General features: G+C 62.2%; 17 protein-coding genes. 4 read left to right on the plus strand and 13 right to left on the minus strand.

All coding sequences use genetic code 11. The annotated features are described in order from the left end of the window. The first annotated feature begins 246 nt into the window (after positions 1-246). Positions 247-1,932 (plus strand): aspartate:alanine antiporter, encoded by a 1,686-nt coding sequence (locus BN1121_RS15505; protein WP_005361825.1) that lies wholly within the window; start codon positions 247-249, stop codon positions 1,930-1,932. A 452-nt stretch (positions 1,933-2,384) separates the two neighbouring features. On the opposite strand, the gene BN1121_RS15510 is transcribed toward BN1121_RS15505, so the two are convergent. The 5 genes from BN1121_RS15510 to BN1121_RS15530 all read right to left on the minus strand — a co-directional run bounded on the left by BN1121_RS15510 (position 2,385) and on the right by BN1121_RS15530 (position 8,581). After that, the gene (locus BN1121_RS15510) at positions 2,385-4,049 is read right to left on the minus strand and encodes an AMP-binding protein (protein ID WP_005361822.1); all 1,665 of its coding nucleotides are present in this window, start codon (positions 4,047-4,049) and stop codon (positions 2,385-2,387) included. A gap of 92 nt (positions 4,050-4,141) precedes the next feature. Further along, on the minus strand, positions 4,142-4,420 hold the full coding sequence (locus BN1121_RS15515) for a YfcL family protein (protein WP_043158221.1): 279 nt from the start codon (positions 4,418-4,420) through the stop codon (positions 4,142-4,144). Between the two features lie 77 nt (positions 4,421-4,497). Further along, positions 4,498-5,607, minus strand: a complete 1,110-nt coding sequence (locus tag BN1121_RS15520; protein ID WP_043598040.1) for an ATP-NAD kinase family protein — start codon at positions 5,605-5,607, stop codon at positions 4,498-4,500. A gap of 121 nt (positions 5,608-5,728) precedes the next feature. Then, complete coding sequence (gene speA, locus BN1121_RS15525) at positions 5,729-7,630, minus strand: biosynthetic arginine decarboxylase (RefSeq protein ID WP_005361813.1); 1,902 nt, start codon at positions 7,628-7,630, stop codon at positions 5,729-5,731. 576 nt (positions 7,631-8,206) lie between these two features. Then, positions 8,207-8,581 (minus strand): hypothetical protein, encoded by a 375-nt coding sequence (locus tag BN1121_RS15530; protein ID WP_043158217.1) that lies wholly within the window; start codon positions 8,579-8,581, stop codon positions 8,207-8,209. Between the two features lie 238 nt (positions 8,582-8,819). On the opposite strand from BN1121_RS15530, the gene pepT reads away from it, so the two are divergent. Continuing rightward, positions 8,820-10,049 (plus strand): peptidase T, encoded by a 1,230-nt coding sequence (gene pepT, locus BN1121_RS15535; protein ID WP_005361805.1) that lies wholly within the window; start codon positions 8,820-8,822, stop codon positions 10,047-10,049. Between the two features lie 110 nt (positions 10,050-10,159). Here the strand turns inward: pepT and tyrR are convergent, their stop codons facing one another. The 8 genes from tyrR to pspA form a co-directional block, all read right to left on the minus strand. Next, positions 10,160-11,707, minus strand: a complete 1,548-nt coding sequence (tyrR, locus tag BN1121_RS15540; RefSeq protein WP_005361803.1) for a transcriptional regulator TyrR — start codon at positions 11,705-11,707, stop codon at positions 10,160-10,162. 132 nt (positions 11,708-11,839) lie between these two features. Then, on the minus strand, positions 11,840-12,175 hold the full coding sequence (locus BN1121_RS15545) for a 4a-hydroxytetrahydrobiopterin dehydratase (protein WP_005361800.1): 336 nt from the start codon (positions 12,173-12,175) through the stop codon (positions 11,840-11,842). Next, a complete protein-coding gene (phhA, locus tag BN1121_RS15550) occupies positions 12,172-12,984 on the minus strand; it encodes a phenylalanine 4-monooxygenase (RefSeq protein WP_005361797.1) in 813 nt (270 codons plus the stop codon). The genes BN1121_RS15545 and phhA overlap by 4 nt, the downstream gene beginning before the upstream one ends. Positions 12,985-13,110: 126 nt before the next feature. Next, positions 13,111-14,130 carry a YcjF family protein gene (locus BN1121_RS15555; protein WP_043598042.1) on the minus strand — a complete coding sequence of 340 codons (1,020 nt, stop codon included), beginning with the start codon at positions 14,128-14,130 and terminating at the stop codon, positions 13,111-13,113. Positions 14,131-14,138: 8 nt separating this feature from the next. Next, positions 14,139-15,536, minus strand: a complete 1,398-nt coding sequence (locus BN1121_RS15560) for a YcjX family GTP-binding protein (RefSeq protein WP_005361320.1) — start codon at positions 15,534-15,536, stop codon at positions 14,139-14,141. Next, positions 15,536-15,928 carry an envelope stress response membrane protein PspC gene (gene pspC, locus BN1121_RS15565; protein ID WP_005361322.1) on the minus strand — a complete coding sequence of 131 codons (393 nt, stop codon included), beginning with the start codon at positions 15,926-15,928 and terminating at the stop codon, positions 15,536-15,538. The genes BN1121_RS15560 and pspC overlap by 1 nt, the downstream gene beginning before the upstream one ends. Continuing rightward, positions 15,925-16,161, minus strand: coding sequence for an envelope stress response membrane protein PspB (gene pspB, locus BN1121_RS15570; protein ID WP_005361323.1), 237 nt, complete (start codon positions 16,159-16,161; stop codon positions 15,925-15,927). The genes pspC and pspB overlap by 4 nt, the downstream gene beginning before the upstream one ends. A 3-nt stretch (positions 16,162-16,164) precedes the next feature. Continuing rightward, on the minus strand, positions 16,165-16,836 hold the full coding sequence (gene pspA / locus BN1121_RS15575; RefSeq protein ID WP_005361324.1) for a phage shock protein PspA: 672 nt from the start codon (positions 16,834-16,836) through the stop codon (positions 16,165-16,167). Between the two features lie 190 nt (positions 16,837-17,026). On the opposite strand from pspA, the gene pspF reads away from it, so the two are divergent. Together pspF and sapA are read left to right on the plus strand one after the other, a co-directional pair. Continuing rightward, entirely contained in the window at positions 17,027-18,028 is a 1,002-nt protein-coding gene (gene pspF, locus BN1121_RS15580; RefSeq protein ID WP_005361325.1) for a phage shock protein operon transcriptional activator, read from the plus strand. A gap of 25 nt (positions 18,029-18,053) precedes the next feature. Continuing rightward, positions 18,054-19,658 carry an ABC transporter substrate-binding protein SapA gene (gene sapA, locus BN1121_RS15585; RefSeq protein ID WP_005361326.1) on the plus strand — a complete coding sequence of 535 codons (1,605 nt, stop codon included), beginning with the start codon at positions 18,054-18,056 and terminating at the stop codon, positions 19,656-19,658. Positions 19,659-19,660 lie beyond the last annotated feature (2 nt).

A 19,660-nucleotide genomic window follows, 5' to 3' on the forward strand; every position in this document is an offset into this window, starting at 1 on the left:
AGGCGGTGAGGCGGGAGGCGCACCCTAAAAGCCACCCGAGAATCGGGCGGCCAGATTGTCGCACCTTCCTGCCTCGTCCCGGCGTGAGCTCGCGCAACATTTGCAAAACAATGTAGCTACCTGATGACAGCGTCTCTTGCCGCTATACCCGGTTGAAACGGGATAAAACGTGGGCTTTGGCTTCTTTGTTGGCATGCTTCAGGGCATACTGTTGGCCCCTTGCAACTTTCCTCGGTTACACCGGGCATGACCATTGATTTTGTGACCCTGCTTCATCAAAGCGACTCCCTGCTGCTGTTTGTGGTGCTGGCCTTCGGCCTGCTGCTCGGCAAGGTGCGCATCGGCAACTTTCAGATAGGCAACACCATAGGTGTGTTGTTCACCGCCCTGCTGTTCGGCCAGATGGGATTCCACTTCACGGCATCGACCGAGAACGTCGGCTTCATGCTCTTCATCTTCTGCGTCGGCATCGAAGCGGGTCCGCACTTTTTCAGTGTCTTCCTGCGCGACGGGATCCACTACATCACCCTGACTCTGGTGATCCTGCTCTCGGCCCTGCTGCTGACGGTGGGGCTGGCCAAGGTCTTCAATCTGGGGCCCGGTCTCGCCGCCGGCATACTGGCGGGATCGCTCACCTCGACCCCGGCCCTGGTGGGGGCTCAGGATGCCCTGCGTAGCGGCCTGCTGAACCTGCCTCACCAGACCGACATGCAGGCGGTGCTCGATAACATGGGCATCGGCTATGCCCTGACCTATCTGGTGGGGCTGGTCGGCCTCATGGTGGTGGTGCGCTACCTGCCGGCACTGGCCCGCCTCGATCTCTCCACCGAGGCCCAGAAGATCGCCCGCGAGCGCGGCCTGTCAGACAACGAGAATCGCAAGACCTACCTGCCCATCATCCGCGCCTATCGGGTCGGCCCCGAGCTCGCCGCCTGGATTGGCGGACGCACCCTGCGTGAGACCGGCATCTATCCTCACACCGGCTGCTATGTGGAGCGGATCCGCCGTAACGGCATTCTGGCCAGCCCTGATGGGGACGCCATCATTCAGGAAGGCGACGAGATAGCCCTGGTGGGCTACCCCACCAGCCACGAGAAGCTGGACGTGAACTATCGCAACGGCAAGGAGGTCTTCGACAAGGACCTGCTGGATCTGCAGATCGTCACTGAGGAGATAGTGGTCAAGAACGACGCCATCGTCGGCCGCCACCTGGCCGAGCTCAACCTGACCGAGAAGGGGTGCTTCCTCAACCGCATCGTCCGCTCCCAGATAGAGATGCCATTTGATCGCAACATCATGCTGCAAAAGGGCGACGTGCTGCAGATAAGCGGCGAGAAGCTGAGGGTGAAACAGCTGGCGGGCAAGATAGGCTTTATCAGCATCCACAGCCAGACCACGGATCTGGTCGCCTTCACCACCTTCTTCGTGCTGGGGCTGCTGATAGGCTCTGTCTCTCTGGTGTTCGGCCAGATCGAGTTTGGCCTTGGCAATGCGGTTGGGCTGCTGCTGGCGGGCATACTGATGGGCTACCTCAGAGCCAACCACCCGACCGTGGGCTATGTGCCGCCGGGCGCCCTGCGGCTGGCCAAGGATCTCGGGCTCGCCGTCTTCATGGTGAGCACAGGCCTCAAGGCGGGGGGCGGCATCCTGGATCACTTGAGTGAAGTGGGGGGAATCGTGCTCTTCTCCGGCATGATAGTCACGGCGCTGCCCGTGCTCATCGGTTATCTGTTTGGCGTCTGGGTGCTGAAGATGAACCCGGCCCTGCTGCTGGGGGCCATCACGGGGGCGCGGACCTGTGCCCCGGCCATGGACGTGGTCAACGAGGCCGCCAACAGCTCTATCCCCGCGCTCGGCTACGCCGGCACCTATGCGGTCGCCAACGTCATGCTGACCCTCGCCGGCTCCTTTATTATCAGCTTCTGGCTCTGACCTTCATCACATCGCCCCCATCATGGGGGCGATCTTCTCTCGTTATTTCTCTCGAATCACCGCATCGATAAAAATCCACCCATGATTTAATCAACATGGACATATCGATTATTTAATTCACCAGGATGGCATCGAATTAAATATAGGTCAGCCGGCCATGGACTCACGACTCAACACGCTGAAAAACCGCATGATTTCGTTTTCATCCACACAGATCAAATATGAAAACCTTGTCATTTTCGGCTAACAATGAATGGCCAATCTGTCAATGGCAACATCCGTCAACTGTCATTATTAACCGGTGCAGATATGATGCGCATCCTTACCCAAGGATGCGTGTGATGTGCTTTGGGGCCCACCAGGGCCCCTTTTTTTATTTGTACCTGTTCGCTCCGCCGAAATAAAAAAAGGGGAGCCTGCTGCTCCCCTCATCCATGCAGTGTGCCCCGGGATCAAGACTCCCAGACGATGCTCTTGTTCGAAGGCCACTGATTATCCAGATCCGCATAACGCTGCTCGAGCAGGTGGCGGCGGATCTTCATGGTCGGAGTCAGCACCCCATTCTCGATATTCCACGGGGTCTTGACCACGAACAGCCCCTTGAGCTTGGCGTGAGCCTCGAGCTTCTCGTTGACCCGCGCCCGGGCCAGATCGAGGGCTCGCTCGATCTCGCTGTGCCCCTCTTTCATCGCCTTCTCGGTCAGCTGCACCAGGGCAATGGGCTGAGGCATGCCATAGCCGATGACGCAGAGCTGCTCGATGAGAGGCTCCTGACCCAGCATGCCCTCGATGGGGACAGGGGCCACATACTTGCCTTTCGCCGTCTTGAACACATCCTTCATGCGACCCGTGATGGTGAGATAACCCTCGCCGTCGATCTTGCCCATGTCGCCGGTGTGCAACCAGCCATCGGCGTCGATGGCCGTGGCACTGCTCTCGGGATCCTTGTAGTAGCCCACCATCATCCCCTCACAGCGGCAGAGGATTTCCCCCTCTTCCGAGATGCGGATGGTCACCCCGGCCCCCGCCTTGCCGACCGAGCCAATCTTGTCACCGCGGAAGGGGTAGTTGAGGGTGGAGTAGGCGTGATTTTCGGTCATGCCCCACGCCTCAGTGATGTTGAGCCCTATGCTGCGATACCACTGCAGCAGTGAGGGGGCGACCGGCGCCGAGCCACAGCCCAGCACCCTGGCCTTATCCAGCCCCAGTCCCTCGCGCAGCTTGCGCTTGATGAGGGTAGAGACGAGCGGGATCTTGAGCAGCAACGCCAGCTTCTGGGGCGGGAGCTTCTCGTAGATCTTGATGCGGAACATGGCCCACAGACGGGGCACAGAGATGAAGACGGTGGGGCGGCAACGCTTGATGTCCTCGACGAAGGTGTCGAGGGACTCGGGAAACGCGATCACGGCGCCACTGTAGAGGCTGCCACCGTAGACATAGACCCGCTCTGTGATGTGGGCGAGCGGCAGGTAAGAGAAACCGCGATCCTCCTCGCACAATCCAACCGTCTCGACCAGCTTCTCGCAAGACCAGCCATAACGCTCGACCGAGAGCATGGCCCCTTTGGGCTTGCCGGTACTGCCCGAGGTGTAGACCAGGCTCAGCAAGCTATCGGGCTCCTGCACCGGGCTCTCGGCAATCGGCTCATGGGCCTGGATCAGATCGGCCCACTGATGCTGGGCCGGCATGGTCTCATAGGGGAAGGCGATCCGCAGCAGCTCCTGCGGGATCCCCGACGCCTGACTCTTCCAATCATCAAGCTTGCCGACGAAGATCGCCTTGGTTTCGCTGTGGCGAAGTACGTATTCGATAGTATCGCTGTTGGCGGTCGGGTAGATGGGCACGCTGACATAGCCCCCCATCTGCATCGCCAGATCGGCGATAAACCAGTGGGCGCAGTTCTTGGAGAGGAGTGCGACCTTGTCACCCGGGACCAGGCCCAGGGCACGCAAGGCCGCAGTGATGCGTCTCGCCTCGTCGGCCACCCTCGCCCAGCTGTAATCCTCATACTGGCGGTTGATGGTCTGACGCAGATAGATTCTATCGGGACATTGCCGCTCCCAATGGTAGAGCATTTCGAGCGGCAACTTGTGGGCAATCTTGGATCGGGTGGCCATGGTTAATTCCCTGCAACAATAGGCAACCCAATTATTAACACTATGTAAAGACTCAGGAAAGAACTAATTCAAACCCGAGTTTGAATTGTGATTCAGGACTCAGCATGCTCCTGTAACTGCTCCCACATCGCCATCACATGTGCCTGATCCTCATCGGAGAGCTCTCCTTGCAGGATCGCCTCGTTGAGGCTGCGCAGCACGTAGCTCTTCACATCACGCACCAGCGTCTTCCCCTCCAGCTCGGCGCGGGCCACCGCCAGGGAGATATGCCCCCTGAGATACCCGCCGGCAAACAGCTCGTCATCGGTAGCGGTCGCCACCTGGCTGTCTATCAGCCCCAGCAGCTTGTGTTCATACTCTTGAATCGACAGGGAATTAAGAATCGACATGGAACAGCCTCTTTGGCCGGGATCTCCGGCACACAGGGTTATGATGTTAAGCGTCGGACCTAGGCCGGGTTGGCGACCGGATAGATGACCTGATCCCGCCAGCCGGTGACGATGCGCCGATAGCCTTGCAGGGCCTGATCCAGCGTCCTGTCACCCGTATCCACCAGCAGGGGCCGCCCCGCCAGGGTAGCCAACTTGCTCTTGGTGGCGATCACCAGGATGCGATCCAGGCCCACCGCACGAAGCACGGCAGGAGTTAACTGCTGGTTGCCTCGTCCGAACAGATGTCCCTGCCCACCGATCGGGGTAATGATCAGGCTACAGGGGCGCCCCGCTATCCGGGTAAGGATCTCGTCGGCGCGCAGATCCTGCCCGATCAGCCGGCCATTTTCCACCAGATCCACACCGAGCAGACTATTTTCCAGACCCAGCTCCGCCATGCAGGCGGCCACCGTCGTGCCAGAGCCCATCAGGTAGAGGGTGTCCGGCTCCATCCTGGAGACCACCTCGGCGGCGATATCGGCCAGCACCAGCGGCTCGGACTCCCTTCCCCCCGCCTTGACCGCCTGCACGAAGCGCAGATCCTGGGGTACCATCAACTCGCCGAAATGGCGTGCCCGCACCCGACCGGCACGAAACGCCTCCTCGTCGATGTCCATCACCTCCCCTTGCGCCAGGGTGAGCAGCTCGCCGCCTATCATGCGGGCCACCACCCTCCCCGCCGCCTGGGGCGTCACGGCGTAGACACCGGAGTGGATCTTGCAACCGGCCGGGATGCCGAGCACATGGGCGTGCTCCCCCACGGCGGCGCAGATGTCCCGCGCCGTGCCATCGCCGCCGGCGAAGAGCAACAGATCGAGCCCCATCTCGGCCATGAGACGGGCCGCGCTGCGGGTATCCTTGGCGCAGCTCTCGGCCGCTGGGTGATGGTCGATCAGGGTATGGGGGATCCCCATCTCCCGGGCCAGCTCTTCTCCCATGGGGCCCGCCACCGTCACCAGCTCATAATCGAGCCCGGCGAGCTCGGCGAGGGCCGCCCTGGCGCGCTCGGCCGAGCGCGGCACGGCCCCGAGCCGGCGCGCCAGCTCGACGACGCCATCTGAGCCCTTGAGGGCCACACTTCCCCCCAACCCGGCGACGGGGTTGATGATCAATCCGAGACGAAACATGCCAACTCCTTTGGTCTAACCGGCACCCATTCTAACGCCCTGTCCGAGCGGAGCAACACGGCGCGGCCACCCATAAAAAAAGCGGCGCCATCCGGCGCCGCTTTTAGTCAGGGGAAGAGGATCACTCCTCTTCCAGATAGGCATAACCCTGCAGGCCCAGCTCCAGCTCGTCGAGCAGCGCCTTGCGCATGTCGTCGCTCAGGGAGGGGTGGCTGGCAATCTTCTGGTAGTTCTCGCGAATGACCGACGGATCGATATTCACGTAGCGCAGCAGTTGATCGACGGTGTCACCGCGGACGATGTTGCGAATGTCCATCTGGCCTTCGTCATCGAGCCAGACTTCGGCGCAATGGGTGTCGCCGAACAAGTTGTGCAGATCCCCCAGGATCTCCTGATAGGCACCGACCAAGAAGAAGCCGATGTGGCAATCTTCGTTCTCGCCGTAGTGGGGCATCGGCAGGGTGCTCTCGACCCCCAGGCCGTCCACGTAGTGCTCCACCTGACCATCGGAGTCGCAGGTGATATCCATCAGGATACCGCGACGGGTCAGCGGGCGATCCAGACCGGAGAGCGGCAGCACAGGGAACACCTGACCAATCCCCCAGGCGTCCGGCAGGGACTGGAACAGGGAGAAGTTCGCGAAGCACTTGTCGGCCAGCTGCTCGTTGAGCTGGTCGGCCAGATCCCGGTGGTTACGGTTAACCGGGTTGAGGCGCTCCTTGATGGCCAGGCTGATGTTCTGATGCAGGCTCTCGGCCCAAGCGCGCTGCTCGAGGTTGAGCAGGCCCATGGTGTACTGGGCGTTGACGTCCGACAGATCGGCCTGGGAGTCGTGGAAGATCTCCAGCAGGGAGGGGTCTTCCTCGTGCAGGTCTACCCAGCTCTGCCACATGTTCTGCAGTATGGTCGGCTCGTCGTCACCGGGTGCCTTGATGTCGTTCATCTGCACCCCTTCGGCGCCGATCACGTTGGTGACCAGCACGGCGTGGTGCGCGGTCAGGGCACGGCCCGACTCGCTGATGATGGTCGGGTGCGGCAAGTCGAACTCGCGGCACACGTCGCCGATGCCCCACACCACGTTGTTGGCGTATTCGGAGAGGCTGTAGTTGGCCGAGCAGTGGCTCTGGGAACGGGTCCCTTCGTAGTCCACGCCCAGGCCACCGCCGACGTCAACGATGGTGACGTTGGCGCCCAGACGGCGCAGCTCGGCGTAGAAACGGCCGCACTCGCGCACACCGCCCTGGATGTCGCGGATGTTGGCGATCTGGGAGCCGAGGTGGAAGTGCAGCAGCTCGAGGCAGTCGAGCTTGCCGATGCTGCGCAGCTTCTCTACCAGCTTGAGGATCTGGGTGGCGCTCAGACCGAACTTGGACATGGCGCCGCCACTCGATTCCCACATGCCGGAGCCGGTGGAGGCGAGCTTGGCGCGCACACCGATGTGCGGGCGGATGTTGAGACGGGCCGACTCGTCGAGCACCAGATCCAGCTCGGAGGGCTTCTCGACGACGATCACCACCTTGTGGCCCATCAGGTTACCGAGCAGCGCGTGGCGCACGTACTCGCGATCCTTGTAGCCGTTGCAGACGATCACCGAGCCCTGCTCGTGATGGTGGGAGAGCACCGCCAACAGTTCCGGCTTGGAGCCGGCTTCGAGGCCGAGACGCGGCTTGTCGGTATAGGCGGAGCTGATGGTCTCGATAACGCGACGCTGTTGGTTCACCTTGATGGGGTAAACACACAGGTAGTCACCCTCGTAGCCCGATTTCTCGATGGCCTGGCCAAACGCATTGAACAGGGCATCGACCCGACTCTTGAGAATGTCGGGGAAACGCAGCAGTACGGGAGTGGTCAAGCCGGCTTGACGCAGCTGTTCGATGGCATCGGAGATGACGATGTTCGCGTCAGGACGGGACTTGTCCGGAGACACGGTGACGTGCCCCTCTTCGTTGATGCCGAAAAAACCGGCTCCCCAGTAGGGGACGTTATAGACCTTGAGAGAGTCCTTGCTGGACCAGTTAGTCATGGGCTATGCCTCGCTAATGAGCGGCTTAAGGCCGCCTTCGTTACCCTCGATCACATCCAGACCATTTGCGGCAAGCCAAGGCTGCCTGGTGGATTTTGGGAAGTAACGAGTCTTGATGTGGGGCTGGTGGCTTTACATCAAGCTCAACGGTATGCGGGGGATACAACTGTATTCCGCGACGCTTTGATGGAGGCAGCTCGTTGCCACGCTGCCGTCTCATCCGGTTGGCCGCAGAGCCGTCAGACGGGATTGGTCGAAAGGAGAGGGACGCGGCGTCGCTCCGCCATTGCGGAGGGGTTGACGACAACACACCACAGCACACTCCACGACCACTGACCGCCCATGACAAGGGGATAAGATTGAGCTGCGTCGCTCACTCGGTCAATCGGTTGCATCGTGTCGCTGTTGTTCTCCCTGATACCGGATCCTGACCGGTATAAAAGAAACCAGATCCCTGCAGTGTCTGTCGTTTCTGCATGCCTCGCCCTATAGGCGCTCGATCCCGTTCCCGTTGGGGAGCAGGATCGGCGCGGAGTTTACACATAGAGTCGGCTCAGTGACAATAAAAAATAGCGTTCAAAGATGGCGTTTTAATAAGTGGGTCAAATCCTGCAGCCGCCCTTGCCAGTCGTGGGGTTGCAGGCAGCTGACCGGCCCCGTTTCCAGCTCTCCGAATACATCGCCAAAGTGGGCCTCCAGCTCGGGTTGCAGCACCGAGGTAGCCATCCGTTCGTGATAGAACCAGATGCGACCATATCCATCGACCTGAAGCAGTGGTTTGGGGTGACGTTCGGGCCAGTGGAAGTCCACCGTCGCGAGGGATTGCGACTGATTGAGGGCACTTTGCGGGGAGTGCTGTCCCCACTCCCCGATCCAGTCGAGCAGGCTCAAGGCCGCCACTTCATCGAGGTGGTTATCCTGAAGCTGGTCATTCAATGCTGAATATTTCATGCACTCTCCTTGCATATTGATTTGCGTCCAGCCCCTACCATACCAGCAACAACCACAATTTATACAGGGCTAATCATCGCAAGCCGCGCCCTCTATTGCCGCCGGCAACGGCGACCTCGACCTTTGCCGACTTGTTACGAATGCGCCAAAAACGTCACAAACCCTGTCTTGGAACAAGGTTTTCTCGGCCTACCCTCCCCACAATGGCCGACTCTCAATCCCTTTTCAGAGCCCGTTTATGACCCGCGTTGTCGATCGCTTCCTGCATTACGTTACGTTTCACACCCGCTCCGACGCCGCCAGCTCCGCTTGTCCCAGCACACCCGGGCAATGGGAGCTTGTCCGCGCCCTGAAAGAGGAGCTGACGACCCTTGGCCTCGAGGAGATAGTGCTCGATGAGCACGGCTACCTGACTGCCCGCCTGCCCGGCAACTGCCCCGAGGCACCTGCCATCGGTTTGATTGCGCACCTGGATACCGCCGACTATGAGGCCCGCGCGGTGCGCCCCCAGCTGGTGGAAAATTATCAAGGGGGCGATATCTGCCTTGGCAAGGGAGACGAGGTGCTCTCGCTGCGTCAGTTTCGCTGCCTGAGGAACTATCTGGGGCAGGATCTCATCACCACTGACGGCACCACCCTGCTCGGCGCCGACGACAAGGCGGGGATCGCCGAGATCCTCACCTGTGTGGAGGAGCTGATCGCCCACCCCGAGATCCCGCGCGGCGATCTCTGGATAGGCTTCACCCCGGACGAAGAGATAGGGCGTGGTGCCGACCGCTTCCCGCTGGATCGCTTCAAGGCCCGTTGGGCCTATACGGTCGATGGGGGTGAGCTGGGTGAGCTGGAGTACGAGAACTTCAACGCGGCCAGCGCCACCTTGGTCATCACCGGCAACAACGTGCACCCGGGTAGCGCCAAGGGCGCCATGATCAACAGTCAGACCCTGGCCGCCCGCTTCCATCTCAGCCTGCCAGGCGATGAGACCCCGGAGTGCACCGAAGGGTATCAAGGCTTCTATCACCTGGCCTTGAGCGAGGGGACGGTAGAGCAGAGCCGGCTCGAGTACATCATCCGTGACTTCGACGATGACGCCTTCCTGGCGCGCAAACGCCTCATGGAGCAGCGAGCCCAGGAGCTGCAACAGGCCAACCCGGGGGCCCGCATCACCCTGACGCAGCAAGACAGTTACCGCAACATGCGCAGTCAGATAGAGCCCCATATGCATATCATCGAGCTGGCCAGGGCGGCGATGGCGGCGGCCGACGTCACCCCCAGAGTCAAGCCAATCCGTGGTGGCACCGACGGGGCGCGCCTCTCCTTCATGGGCCTCCCCTGCCCCAACCTCTTCACCGGTGGCCATAACTTCCACGGCAAGCACGAGTTCATCCCCGTGCCCTCCATGGAAAAAGCGGTGGCAACCCTGGTGGAGCTGGTGCGTCTGACCGCCAGCTGGCGCCCTCAGCCGTGAGAGCCAGGCCCTGAGCGATCTGTCGCTCATCCTGCCTGAAACGAAAAAATCCGACCCCATAGACGGGGTCGGATTTTTTACTAGCATCCATCGGTCAGGGGCCGGCTCAGCTATTTCTTGCCGAGCCCATAGTCGCGCAGCTTGTTGGCGATGGCGGTGTGGGAGACCCCAAGCCGCTTGGCCAGTTGCCGGGTGGAGGGGAAGGCGGGATAGAGCCGCTCCAGCAGGCGGCGCTCGAAGCGCTTGACCGCCTCGTCCAGATCCCCCTCGAACCACTCGTCGATGACGGGGATGGGGTCGCTCTCGGTGGGCAGCTCGATCTGCTCGGGGCCCAGCTCATCGCCCTCCAACAGGGTCATGGCCCGATAGAGGCAGTTACGCAGCTGGCGCACATTGCCCGGCCAGCGATAGGCCTGCAACACGTCACCCAGGTTGCGGGTCAGCCGTGGCCGGCTGCGTTGCTGCTCGCTGGCAAAACGCGCCACGAAGTGCTGGGCCAGGGGCAGAATATCGGCCTTGCGCTCGCGCAAGGGAGGCAGGTTCAGGGTGAGCACGTCGAGGCGATAGAAGAGATCCTCGCGAAACTTACCCTCGGCCACCAGCTCACGCAGGTTCTTCTGGGTGGTGCAAATGAAGCGCACATTGACCTGCACCTCCTGCTCGTCACCCACCCGGCGAAACACCCCGTCCTGCAGCACCCGCAAGAACTTGGTCTGCAGGTGCGGCGACATGTCGCCTATTTCGTCGAGCATCAGGGTGCCGCCACTGGCCAGCTCCAGCACGCCACGCTTGCCCTCGGTGTTGTTGCCAAAGGCGCCGGGGGCATAGCCAAAGAGCTCGCTCTCGGCCACGTTGTCGGGCATGGCGGCGCAGTTGAGTGCCATGAAGGGGTGGCTAGAGCGCAGGCTGGCGCCGTGGCAAGCGCGGGCCAGCAGCTCCTTGCCGGTGCCCGTCTCACCCATGATGAGCAAGGGGGCATCCTGCATCGCCAGCTTGGCCGCCTCGACCAGCACCTGCTTCATGCGGCTGCTCTGGGCCTGAATGTGCTCGAAGCCACCGATCTCGTCGGCATGCAGGGCACTGAAGTGCAGTCCGACGCGGCGGGCAGACTTGAGCACCACCACGGCGCCGGCCAGCGCCTGACGCCCCTTGTCTTCATCGACAAACAGGGGGATGAGATCGGCCAGATATTCTTCCCCACCGAGTCCCAACTTGCAGGTCTGAGCCCTGGGGTCGCTCGATTCCAACCAGCGGCTGAAGGCAAAGCCCTTGATATGGTGACCAAGGGCACCGCCCCTGAGCTCCTCTATGGTGGTGCCGAGGGCGCTCAGCGCCGCCTGGTTGGCCTGGGTGATACGGCCACGCACATCCAGCGAGAAGATGAGATCCGGCAGCGCCTTGAGCAGGGCCCGGATCTCGTGATGCTCCCGCTCGGAGGGCATATAGGGAATGGTCTTGACGTCATAGACACCGGGGATGCGCCGGATCTCGGGCATCAGGTGCTGAAAATCGGAGAACTCCAGCTCGGGGAAGTTGAGATAGATGATGCCGGAGGTGTCGATCTCGATGCCACGCAGATCGATATTGCGCTCCACCAGGCGGTCAAGCAGCTCCCGGGTCAGCCCCAGGCGGTCTTCACAGCTCACTTCGAGACGCATGTGAGGGTCAATTCCTTACTGACTTTTCAATACCGGCGGATGATACAGACTCACTCTTGTCGGGGCGAGCCCTGACCCGAAAAAATGCGGGCCCGACGGCGATTTGCCGTCAGGCCCGGGCTCTTTGCCGGCTCAGAGCAGGCCGTCGGTACGCGCCGCCATGATGAAGTCGTTGCGATGCAGCCCGCCTATCTTGTGGGTCCACCAGGTGACGGTCACCTTGCCCCACTCGGTGAGGATCGCCGGATGATGGAACTCGGCCTCGGCCAGCTCACCCAGGCGATTGGTGAAGGCGAGCGCCTCCTTGAAGTTGCGAAAGGCAAACTCACGCCTGAGCATCAGCACCCCCTGCTCCACCACGGGTTGCCAGTCGGGGATGCCGCCCATCAGTTCGGCGAGCTCGGCCTCACTCACCTTGGGGGCATCGGCACGGCAGGCTTCACAGCGCTCGGCAGCCAGTTCACTCATAGGTTCAACTCCTTGTTACCGGTCACCACCGGCTTGGGGGGATAGAGGGGAGGACGCAGCCCGAGGCGCATCGCCTCGCGCACCCTCCCCATGATGTCGCTGTCGGCCAGCTCGAACAGGGTCTCGAGCCGCTCCAGCATGAAATAGACAGGTTGCATGATATCGATGCGATACGGGGTGCGCAGCACCTCCAGCAGATCGAAGGGCTCCACCCTCGCCGTCTCGCTCAAGGCATAGCGGGTCTCACCGATGGAAGAGAGGATGCCGCCGCCGTAGATCCGGGGACCATGCGGGGTCTGTAGCAGGCCAAATTCCACCGTAAACCAGTAGAGGCGAGCCAGAAAGACCCGCTCTTCCTTGCTCGCCGCCAGCCCTAACTGGCCGTAAACGTGGGTGAAGTGGGCGAACGCCGGGTTGGTCAGCAGAGGGCAGTGACCGAAGATCTCGTGAAAGATGTCGGGCTCTTGCAGGTAGTCGAGCTCTTGTGGGGTGCGGATAAAGGTAGCCACCGGGAAGTGGCGATCCGCCAGCAGGGAAAAGAAGCGATCAAACGAGATCAGCGCCGGCACCGCCGCCACCGACCACCCCGTGCATTCGCGCAGCACCCGGCTTATCTCGTCGAGCTGGGGGATCCGCCCGCTGGGCAGCGCCAGGCGATCCAGGCCGGCGATATACTCGTCGCAGGCCCGCTCCGGCAACACCATGCTCTGGCGGGTTATCAGGGTATGCCAGGTGGCATTCTCCTGCTCGCTCCAGGCGATGTGGCCATCCGGGCCACTCTCCCTGGCGTGATACTGGGTTCCTTTCATCACATCATCCTGATCCGACAAGGGCAAGCGCCCCCTTAGTTGTCAGGTTAACGAGTCGGCCGGAAAAAAAGCAGCCACCCGCTGACGGTGGCTGCCCCTCGAAGATGTAATCAAATTGTTACAGGTCTATTCTGACTCCGCATCACGCCGGGTCAGGTAGCCTGTCACCTTCTCCACCAACGCCTTGCGATAGCTGGCCAGACGGGGGCGCTCCTCTCCCTGCCAGGGAATGGGGCGACAGCTCTCCATCACCTTGATGCCGAGGCGGGCGGTCAGCAGGCCGGCCCCCACCCCCTGAGCCGCCCGCACCGAGAGTCGACCGGCCAGATCGGCCCCCAGCACGTCCATCCCCACGTCGGTCACCAGCTCGGTGGCGCCGGCGTAGATGAGATTACGCAGCACCTGACGGATGAGGCGAATGCGGCTCCAGTAACCGAGCTCTATCCCGTAGACATCGGCGATATCATCGATCATGCGCAGGTTACGCCACAGGATCAGGGCCATATCGACCACTGCCAGCGGGCTCACGGCGACCATGACGGCCGCTTCGGCAGCCCACTTGACCACCCGCCCCCGGGCCTGGCGATCCCGCTCGGCCAGCACCAGCTGACTGTAGAGGGTGAGTGCCTCCCGATCGCTGTGGGTCGCCTCAAGCTGATCGCAGAAGCGTCGATAGCCCTCGCTCCCTTGCTCACCCGACTCCCGGGCCAGCTGCTCGCAGAGGATGGCGCCCTTCCCCACCCCCTGATGGGCCAGCAGATCCTCGGCGCGCGAGCGCACGTCCTGGCGCTTCTTCAGCCGGCGCAGCCGGCGCCATTCCCGTCCCAGCGCCAACGAGGCGCCGCACACGACCAGCCCGGAGGCAAGCAACCAGGCACCGCCCCAGAGGGGCTCACTCAACCACTGCTGCCATAAGAAGTGACCATATTGGGCCAAAGAGAGGAGCCCAAGCCCGGCGGCGCCCCAGGCGAGCAGCCGGTGGCGACGACGGGGACGCGCCGGACGGCGCAGCGTCTGCTCGACCTCCTCTTCCAGAGGGGCAAAGCTCGACGCCTCCAGCCGGGCGCCGGGCGCCGGGCGGGCGGGCTCCGGCTCGGGAGGCAGGGTATCGAGGACTATCTTGCCGCGAGGCTTTTCCTGGATCATGGGGCTCCTTAGGTGAGCTTGTCGCCGAGCAGATACTCCAGCGCGGCATCGAGACGAATATGGGGCATGGCCTTGTGCGGATCCATTTGCAGGGGCCGGAACGAATGAAAATCGAAGCACCCCTTCTGCCACCAGGCCGCGGTGGGAGGGCTGGCAGGAACCTCGCCGGGGAAGAGCAGCAAGGCATTACCCGCCAGATCCTCCCCCTTGAGGGCGGGAAAGGTGCGCCCCTGACTCTGTCCCTGCCCCACCTCAGTGGCCCGCACCGAGGCGAGCGCCATGCATTCGGTCTCGATCCCCTCGAAGCGCGCCTGACCGCGGCCGGTACGAATGAGGGATTGCAGTAGGGAGAGCAGCGCCGGGTGTTGCTCCGGGGTGACGTGATCGGCCTTGCTGGCCACCAGCAGCAGCTTGTCGATACGTGGGGAGAAGAGGCGTCGCCACCAGCTGCTCTTGCCGTAGCTAAAGCTCTCCATGATGCGTGAGAGCGCCTGCTGCATGTCGGCAAAGCTGCCGGGACCGGCGTTGAGGGGCTGCAGGCAGTCGACCAGCACTATCTGGCGATCGAAGCCGGCGAAGTGCTCCTCATAGAATCCCTTGACCAGATGCTGCTTATAGTGCTCGAAGCGCTCGCGCAGGGTGTGATAGAGAGACCCCACCGGGCACTCGCCCACCGGCGTCGCCCAGACCCAGGGCACAAACTGCAGCATGGGTGCCCCCGCATATTCGCCCGGCAGCACGAAGCGGCCGGGTTGGATCAGGTGCAGTCCCAGTGCCTCCTTGCAACTATGCAGCCACTGGGTATAGGTCTCGGCCACCCGGGCCAGTTGCCCCTCATCGAGCGGCGCATCCGGCTGCCAACGAGTATCGAGCCAGGGGGCAGCGAGCTGGCGCAGGGCAGGATCGTCGAGTTGACGGCGCACCTGCTCGCTCCACTGCTCGAAGCTTTGCTCCAGCAGAGGGAGATCGAGCAGCCACTCGCCGGGATAGTCGACGATATCCAGATAGAGGGTGCTACTCTCGGCAAACTGGCGGCGCAGCAGATGGCGGCTCTGGTAACGCAGTTCGAGCCGGATCTCGGCCACCCCCCGGGTTGCCTGCGGCCAGGCGGGGGGCGAACCATAGAGGGAGTGCATGCCCCGCTCGTAGGCAAAGGTGGGGATATGGTGATTTAACTGAGGCACCCGGCGCGCCCCGAGCAGACGCCCCTGGCGCACCACCTCCCACTGGGGGAGACGGGCATCGAGGGCGGCGTGCTCGAGCTGATTGACCAGGGCGGTGATGAAGGCCGTCTTACCCGAGCGCGACAGCCCGGTGACGGCGAGGCGAACGTGTCGATCGAGGCCACGGTTGACCGCATCCGTGGCCTTGTCCTGCCAACGCCTCAGTGTGTGTTCGAGGCTCATCAGAGGTTGCGAAACTCCCGTTGCAGATGAAACTCGCGCGAGGTGACCAGCTTCTCGATGGCCTGCAGCCTGGGCTCGAGGCGATCGAGCTCGGCACTCACCTTGCCCAGCGCCTGGCGCGGAGTTGCCCCCGACTGCCAGCTGCGCTCTTTCATCAAGATCCCCTCCTCCATCAGGCGCGGCGGGCGCTTGTCGAGGAGCAGCCAGGCGGCGCAGTAGGCGGTAAAGGCGATGACGCCGGCGAAGATCAGCCCGGAGATGGCCAGCAGTCTGACGATCCAGGTCTCGAGCCCGAAGTAGTCGGCCAGACCGGCACAGACGCCGGCTATCTTGCCGTTACGGGGATCCCGGTAGAGGCGACGCCCCCCGTCGCTGGTGTAGGGGCCGGTCATACGCGGCTCCTCCAGCCCGGGACTTCAGAGTCCAGAATCGACTCGAGGGCGGCAACCCGCTCCTGCATCTTCTCGGCGCGGCTGACGAGGCCATGGAGCTGCAGCCGCTCCTCCTCGGCCAACCCCTCTCCCAGACGCCCCTTGGCCCGGTAGTGGAGGATGAGCCAAATGGGTGCCACCACCACCATGAAGACCACCATGGGGACCATCAAAATTCCGAGCAGATCTTCCATCCTTTACTCCCCTTGCTTGTTGTCGCCCTGACCGAGTTTACTGCGCAGGGCCTCCAGTTCACGACTTATCTGATCGTCGACCTCCAGCTCGGCAAACTGCGCCTTGAGGGTGCGGTCGGTTCCCAGGTCGGCGCGGGCCTCCATCTCGTCGATGCGGCGCTCCATGCGGTCGAACTTCTCCATGGCGGCCTGACCGCTGCCCCGCTCCAGGGTGCTCTGCACGCTGATGCGGCTGCTGGCGGCCTCGCTGCGCAGGGTCATCGCCTTCTGCCGGGCACGGGCGTCTTCCAGCTTGGCTTGCAGCTGGCTAATCTCCTCGCTCAGCTTGGCGATCCCGCTGTCGGCAGCGGCCAGCTCACGACCGAGCGCCTCCACCACCTCGCCCTGCTTCTTCTTCTCGATGAGGGCGGCACGGGCCAGATCCTCACGTCCCTTGGTCAACGCCAGCTCGGCCTTGTCTTGCCAGGCCTGCACCTCTTCCTCGTGGCGGGCGATCTGGCGGGCCAGCTCTTTCTGGTTGGCGAGGAAACGAGCGAGGTTAGAGCGTTCCTTGACCAGCTCATCTTCCATTTCCTGAATGATCAGACGAACCATCTTCTGGGGATCCTCCGCCTTGTCGAGCAGGGCAGAGAGGTTAGAGTTGATGATGTCGGCAAGCCGGGAAAAAATGCCCATTATAGACTCCTGTAATACGTTCATGGGTTGGCGTAATCCTGTGCATCACAGTAGAGCAAAGCCTGTGCCAACTCATGAAAAATGCTTAATTCCCTGATTTATCAAGCCTAACACCTCTCAGGCTCTGGTGACAATTAGAGCAGCATGGTTAAATAGACCAACTGTTGGTTCAACTGACCAAGGAGCCCCAATGCAACCGGCCATGGAAAGCCTGCTCGGAGAGTCCAATGCCTTTCTCGAGGTGATCGAGCAAGTCTCTCGCCTCGCCCCCCTGCGCAAGCCCGTGCTCATCATCGGCGAGCGCGGCACCGGCAAGGAGCTGATCGCCCACCGCCTCCACTATCTCTCGAGCCGCTGGGATCAGGAATTTGTCGCCATCAACTGTGCCACCCTGAGCGAATCCCTTCTTGAGACCGAGCTGTTTGGTCATGAGGCCGGCTCCTTTACCGGCGCCAGCAAGCGCCACCAGGGACGCTTCGAGCGTGCCGACGGCGGCAGCCTGTTTCTCGATGAGTTGGCCACCAGCTCGGCCAGGGTGCAGGAGAAGCTGCTGCGGGTCATCGAATATGGCGAGTTTGAGCGGGTGGGTGGCTCGCGCCCGGTCAAGGTCGATGTGCGACTCATCTGTGCCACCAACGAGGACCTGCCCCATTTGGCCGATGATGGAAAATTTCGCCACGATCTGCTGGATCGCCTCGCCTTTGATGTAATAACCTTGCCCCCCCTTCGCGAGCGCCCCGAGGATATAGAGCTGCTGGCCGACCATTTTGCCCTGCAGATGGCCAGGGAGCTCGAACTCGAGCTGTTTCCGGGCTTTACCCCCCGGGTTCGCCAGACGCTGCGCGACTATCATTGGCCAGGCAACGTGCGCGAGCTCAAAAACGTGATCGAGCGCAGCCTCTATCGCCACGGCAGCAGCCAGGAGCCTATCGCCGAGCTGGTGCTGGACCCGTTCGATTCGCCATGGCGCCCTCGTCGCCGCGCGTCACAACCGGCCAGCGAGGGAGAGAGCCTGACACTGCCCTTGCCGCTTAAAGAGACGGTGGCCGCCTTCGAGATGGGGTTGATCCGACAAGCCATGAGCACGGCCCAATACAACCAGCGCAAGGCCGCCGACCTGCTCGAGCTGAGTTATCACCAGTTTCGTGGCATGATACGCAAATATCGACTGCAAGATGGCGACGATGCCTGAGCCATTTTCACACTACGGTTGAATCATGATCACCAACACACCGCTGTTGCTCGCCTGCAGCCTGCTGATCGCCTGCGGTCAGGCGCAAGGGACCGAACACCGTCCAGAGGGATTGATCTACTGCGCGGAAGGGGCTCCTCATACCTTCAACCCCCAGTTGACCAACCAGGGGACGACCCTCGATGCCGTCTCCTATCCACTCTATGACCGGCTGCTCGAGCTCAACCCCATCACCCTGGCTCTGGAGCCCGCCCTCGCCACCGAGTGGTCGGTCAGCGAGGATGGCCTGCGCTATCGCTTTACCCTGCGTAAAGGGGTGATGTTTCACGCCAGCCCCGAGTTCGTGCCAACGCGCCCCCTCAATGCGGACGATGTGATCTTCAGCTTCGCCCGGGTGCTGGACCCGCGTCACCCCTACTACCACGTCTCGGGGGGGCGCTACCCCTTCTTCAAGAATCTGGGGCTGGACAGGCTGATAAAAGGGGTCCACAAACGCTCGGAACGGGTGGTCGAGTTCGAGCTGGAGCGCCCCAATGCGGCCTTCCTGGCCGATCTGGCCAGTGCCAACTCGGTGATCCTCTCGAGCGAATATGCCGACAAGCTGCTGCTGGCGGGTACGCCGGATCGTATCGACAAGGCGCCGGTCGGTACGGGCCCCTATCGGCTCAAGGAGTACAGAGACAACCAGTTTATTCGCTATGTGCGCCACGACGCCTACTGGAAAGGACCGGCCCGTACCGGTCAGCTCATCTTCGACATCATCCCTCGCTCGGCCAAACGGCTGACCAAGTTGCTCACCGGTGAGTGCGACGTGATGAGCTATCCGGCCGCCAGCCAGATAGGGGTGATCCAATCCCACCCCGAGTTGAGCCTCTCGGTGCAGTCGGGAATGAACGTGGCGTTTGTGGCGCTCAATACCCGCCAGCCGCCCTTGAACGATGTGCGGGTACGCCAGGCCCTCTCGTTGGCCATCAATCGCGATAACCTGCTGCACGCCGTCTATTACGACACCGGCGAGCCGGCACGCAGCCTGCTTCCCCCGCTCTCCTGGGGATTTGACCCCGCGCAGCCGCCGGTACGCCGCGATGTGGCGGCGGCCAAGCAGTTACTCAAGGAGGCGGGCATGGCCAAGGGCTTCGAGATGCGCCTGCTCGCCCCGGTGGGCTCGCGCTCCTACAATCCCGATCCGCTCAAGACCGCCCAGCTTATCCGCAACGATCTGGCGCTCATCGGTGTGAAGGTGAAAATCCAGAAACTCGAGCAGTCGGTACTCGATCACGCGATCGACAACGGCCGTTACGATGCCGTACTCGGTGGCTGGCAGGCCGACAACAACGACCCGGACAACTTCTTTCGCCAGCTGCTCGGTTGCCAGGCCATCGCCAGCGGCAGCAACATGAGCCGCTGGTGCAGCCCCTCCTTCGAGCAGCTGCTCGACGATGCGGTCAGCACCCAGCAGCTCGGCTTTCGCATTCGAAACTACTATTACGCCCAGAAGGTGCTGGCGCAGGAGGTGCCGCTCATCCCGTTGGCTCATGCCCTGCAAACCCAGGCCAGTCGCTACGACATCCAGGGCGTGCAGATGAACCCGCTGGGCGGCACCCTCTTTAACGGAGCCTATCAGGAGTAAAT

Origin of the sequence: Aeromonas diversa CDC 2478-85, from assembly GCF_000819805.1 — a bacterium.
GTDB classification, from domain to species: domain Bacteria; phylum Pseudomonadota; class Gammaproteobacteria; order Enterobacterales; family Aeromonadaceae; genus Aeromonas; species Aeromonas diversa.

Coding starts and splice junctions, on each gene's coding strand:
- sapA (WP_005361326.1), top strand. CDS start 18,054: ATGATCACCAACACACCGCTGTTGCTCGCCTGCAGCCTGCTGATCGCC.
- BN1121_RS15560 (WP_005361320.1), bottom strand. CDS start 15,536: ATGAGCCTCGAACACACACTGAGGCGTTGGCAGGACAAGGCCACGGAT.
- BN1121_RS15505 (WP_005361825.1), top strand. CDS start 247: ATGACCATTGATTTTGTGACCCTGCTTCATCAAAGCGACTCCCTGCTG.
- tyrR (WP_005361803.1), bottom strand. CDS start 11,707: ATGCGTCTCGAAGTGAGCTGTGAAGACCGCCTGGGGCTGACCCGGGAG.
- pspA (WP_005361324.1), bottom strand. CDS start 16,836: ATGGGCATTTTTTCCCGGCTTGCCGACATCATCAACTCTAACCTCTCT.
- BN1121_RS15510 (WP_005361822.1), bottom strand. CDS start 4,049: ATGGCCACCCGATCCAAGATTGCCCACAAGTTGCCGCTCGAAATGCTC.
- phhA (WP_005361797.1), bottom strand. CDS start 12,984: ATGAAAGGAACCCAGTATCACGCCAGGGAGAGTGGCCCGGATGGCCAC.
- BN1121_RS15520 (WP_043598040.1), bottom strand. CDS start 5,607: ATGTTTCGTCTCGGATTGATCATCAACCCCGTCGCCGGGTTGGGGGGA.
- pspB (WP_005361323.1), bottom strand. CDS start 16,161: ATGGAAGATCTGCTCGGAATTTTGATGGTCCCCATGGTGGTCTTCATG.
- BN1121_RS15545 (WP_005361800.1), bottom strand. CDS start 12,175: ATGAGTGAACTGGCTGCCGAGCGCTGTGAAGCCTGCCGTGCCGATGCC.
- BN1121_RS15555 (WP_043598042.1), bottom strand. CDS start 14,130: ATGATCCAGGAAAAGCCTCGCGGCAAGATAGTCCTCGATACCCTGCCT.
- BN1121_RS15530 (WP_043158217.1), bottom strand. CDS start 8,581: ATGAAATATTCAGCATTGAATGACCAGCTTCAGGATAACCACCTCGAT.
- pspF (WP_005361325.1), top strand. CDS start 17,027: ATGCAACCGGCCATGGAAAGCCTGCTCGGAGAGTCCAATGCCTTTCTC.
- pspC (WP_005361322.1), bottom strand. CDS start 15,928: ATGACCGGCCCCTACACCAGCGACGGGGGGCGTCGCCTCTACCGGGAT.
- speA (WP_005361813.1), bottom strand. CDS start 7,630: ATGACTAACTGGTCCAGCAAGGACTCTCTCAAGGTCTATAACGTCCCC.
- pepT (WP_005361805.1), top strand. CDS start 8,820: ATGACCCGCGTTGTCGATCGCTTCCTGCATTACGTTACGTTTCACACC.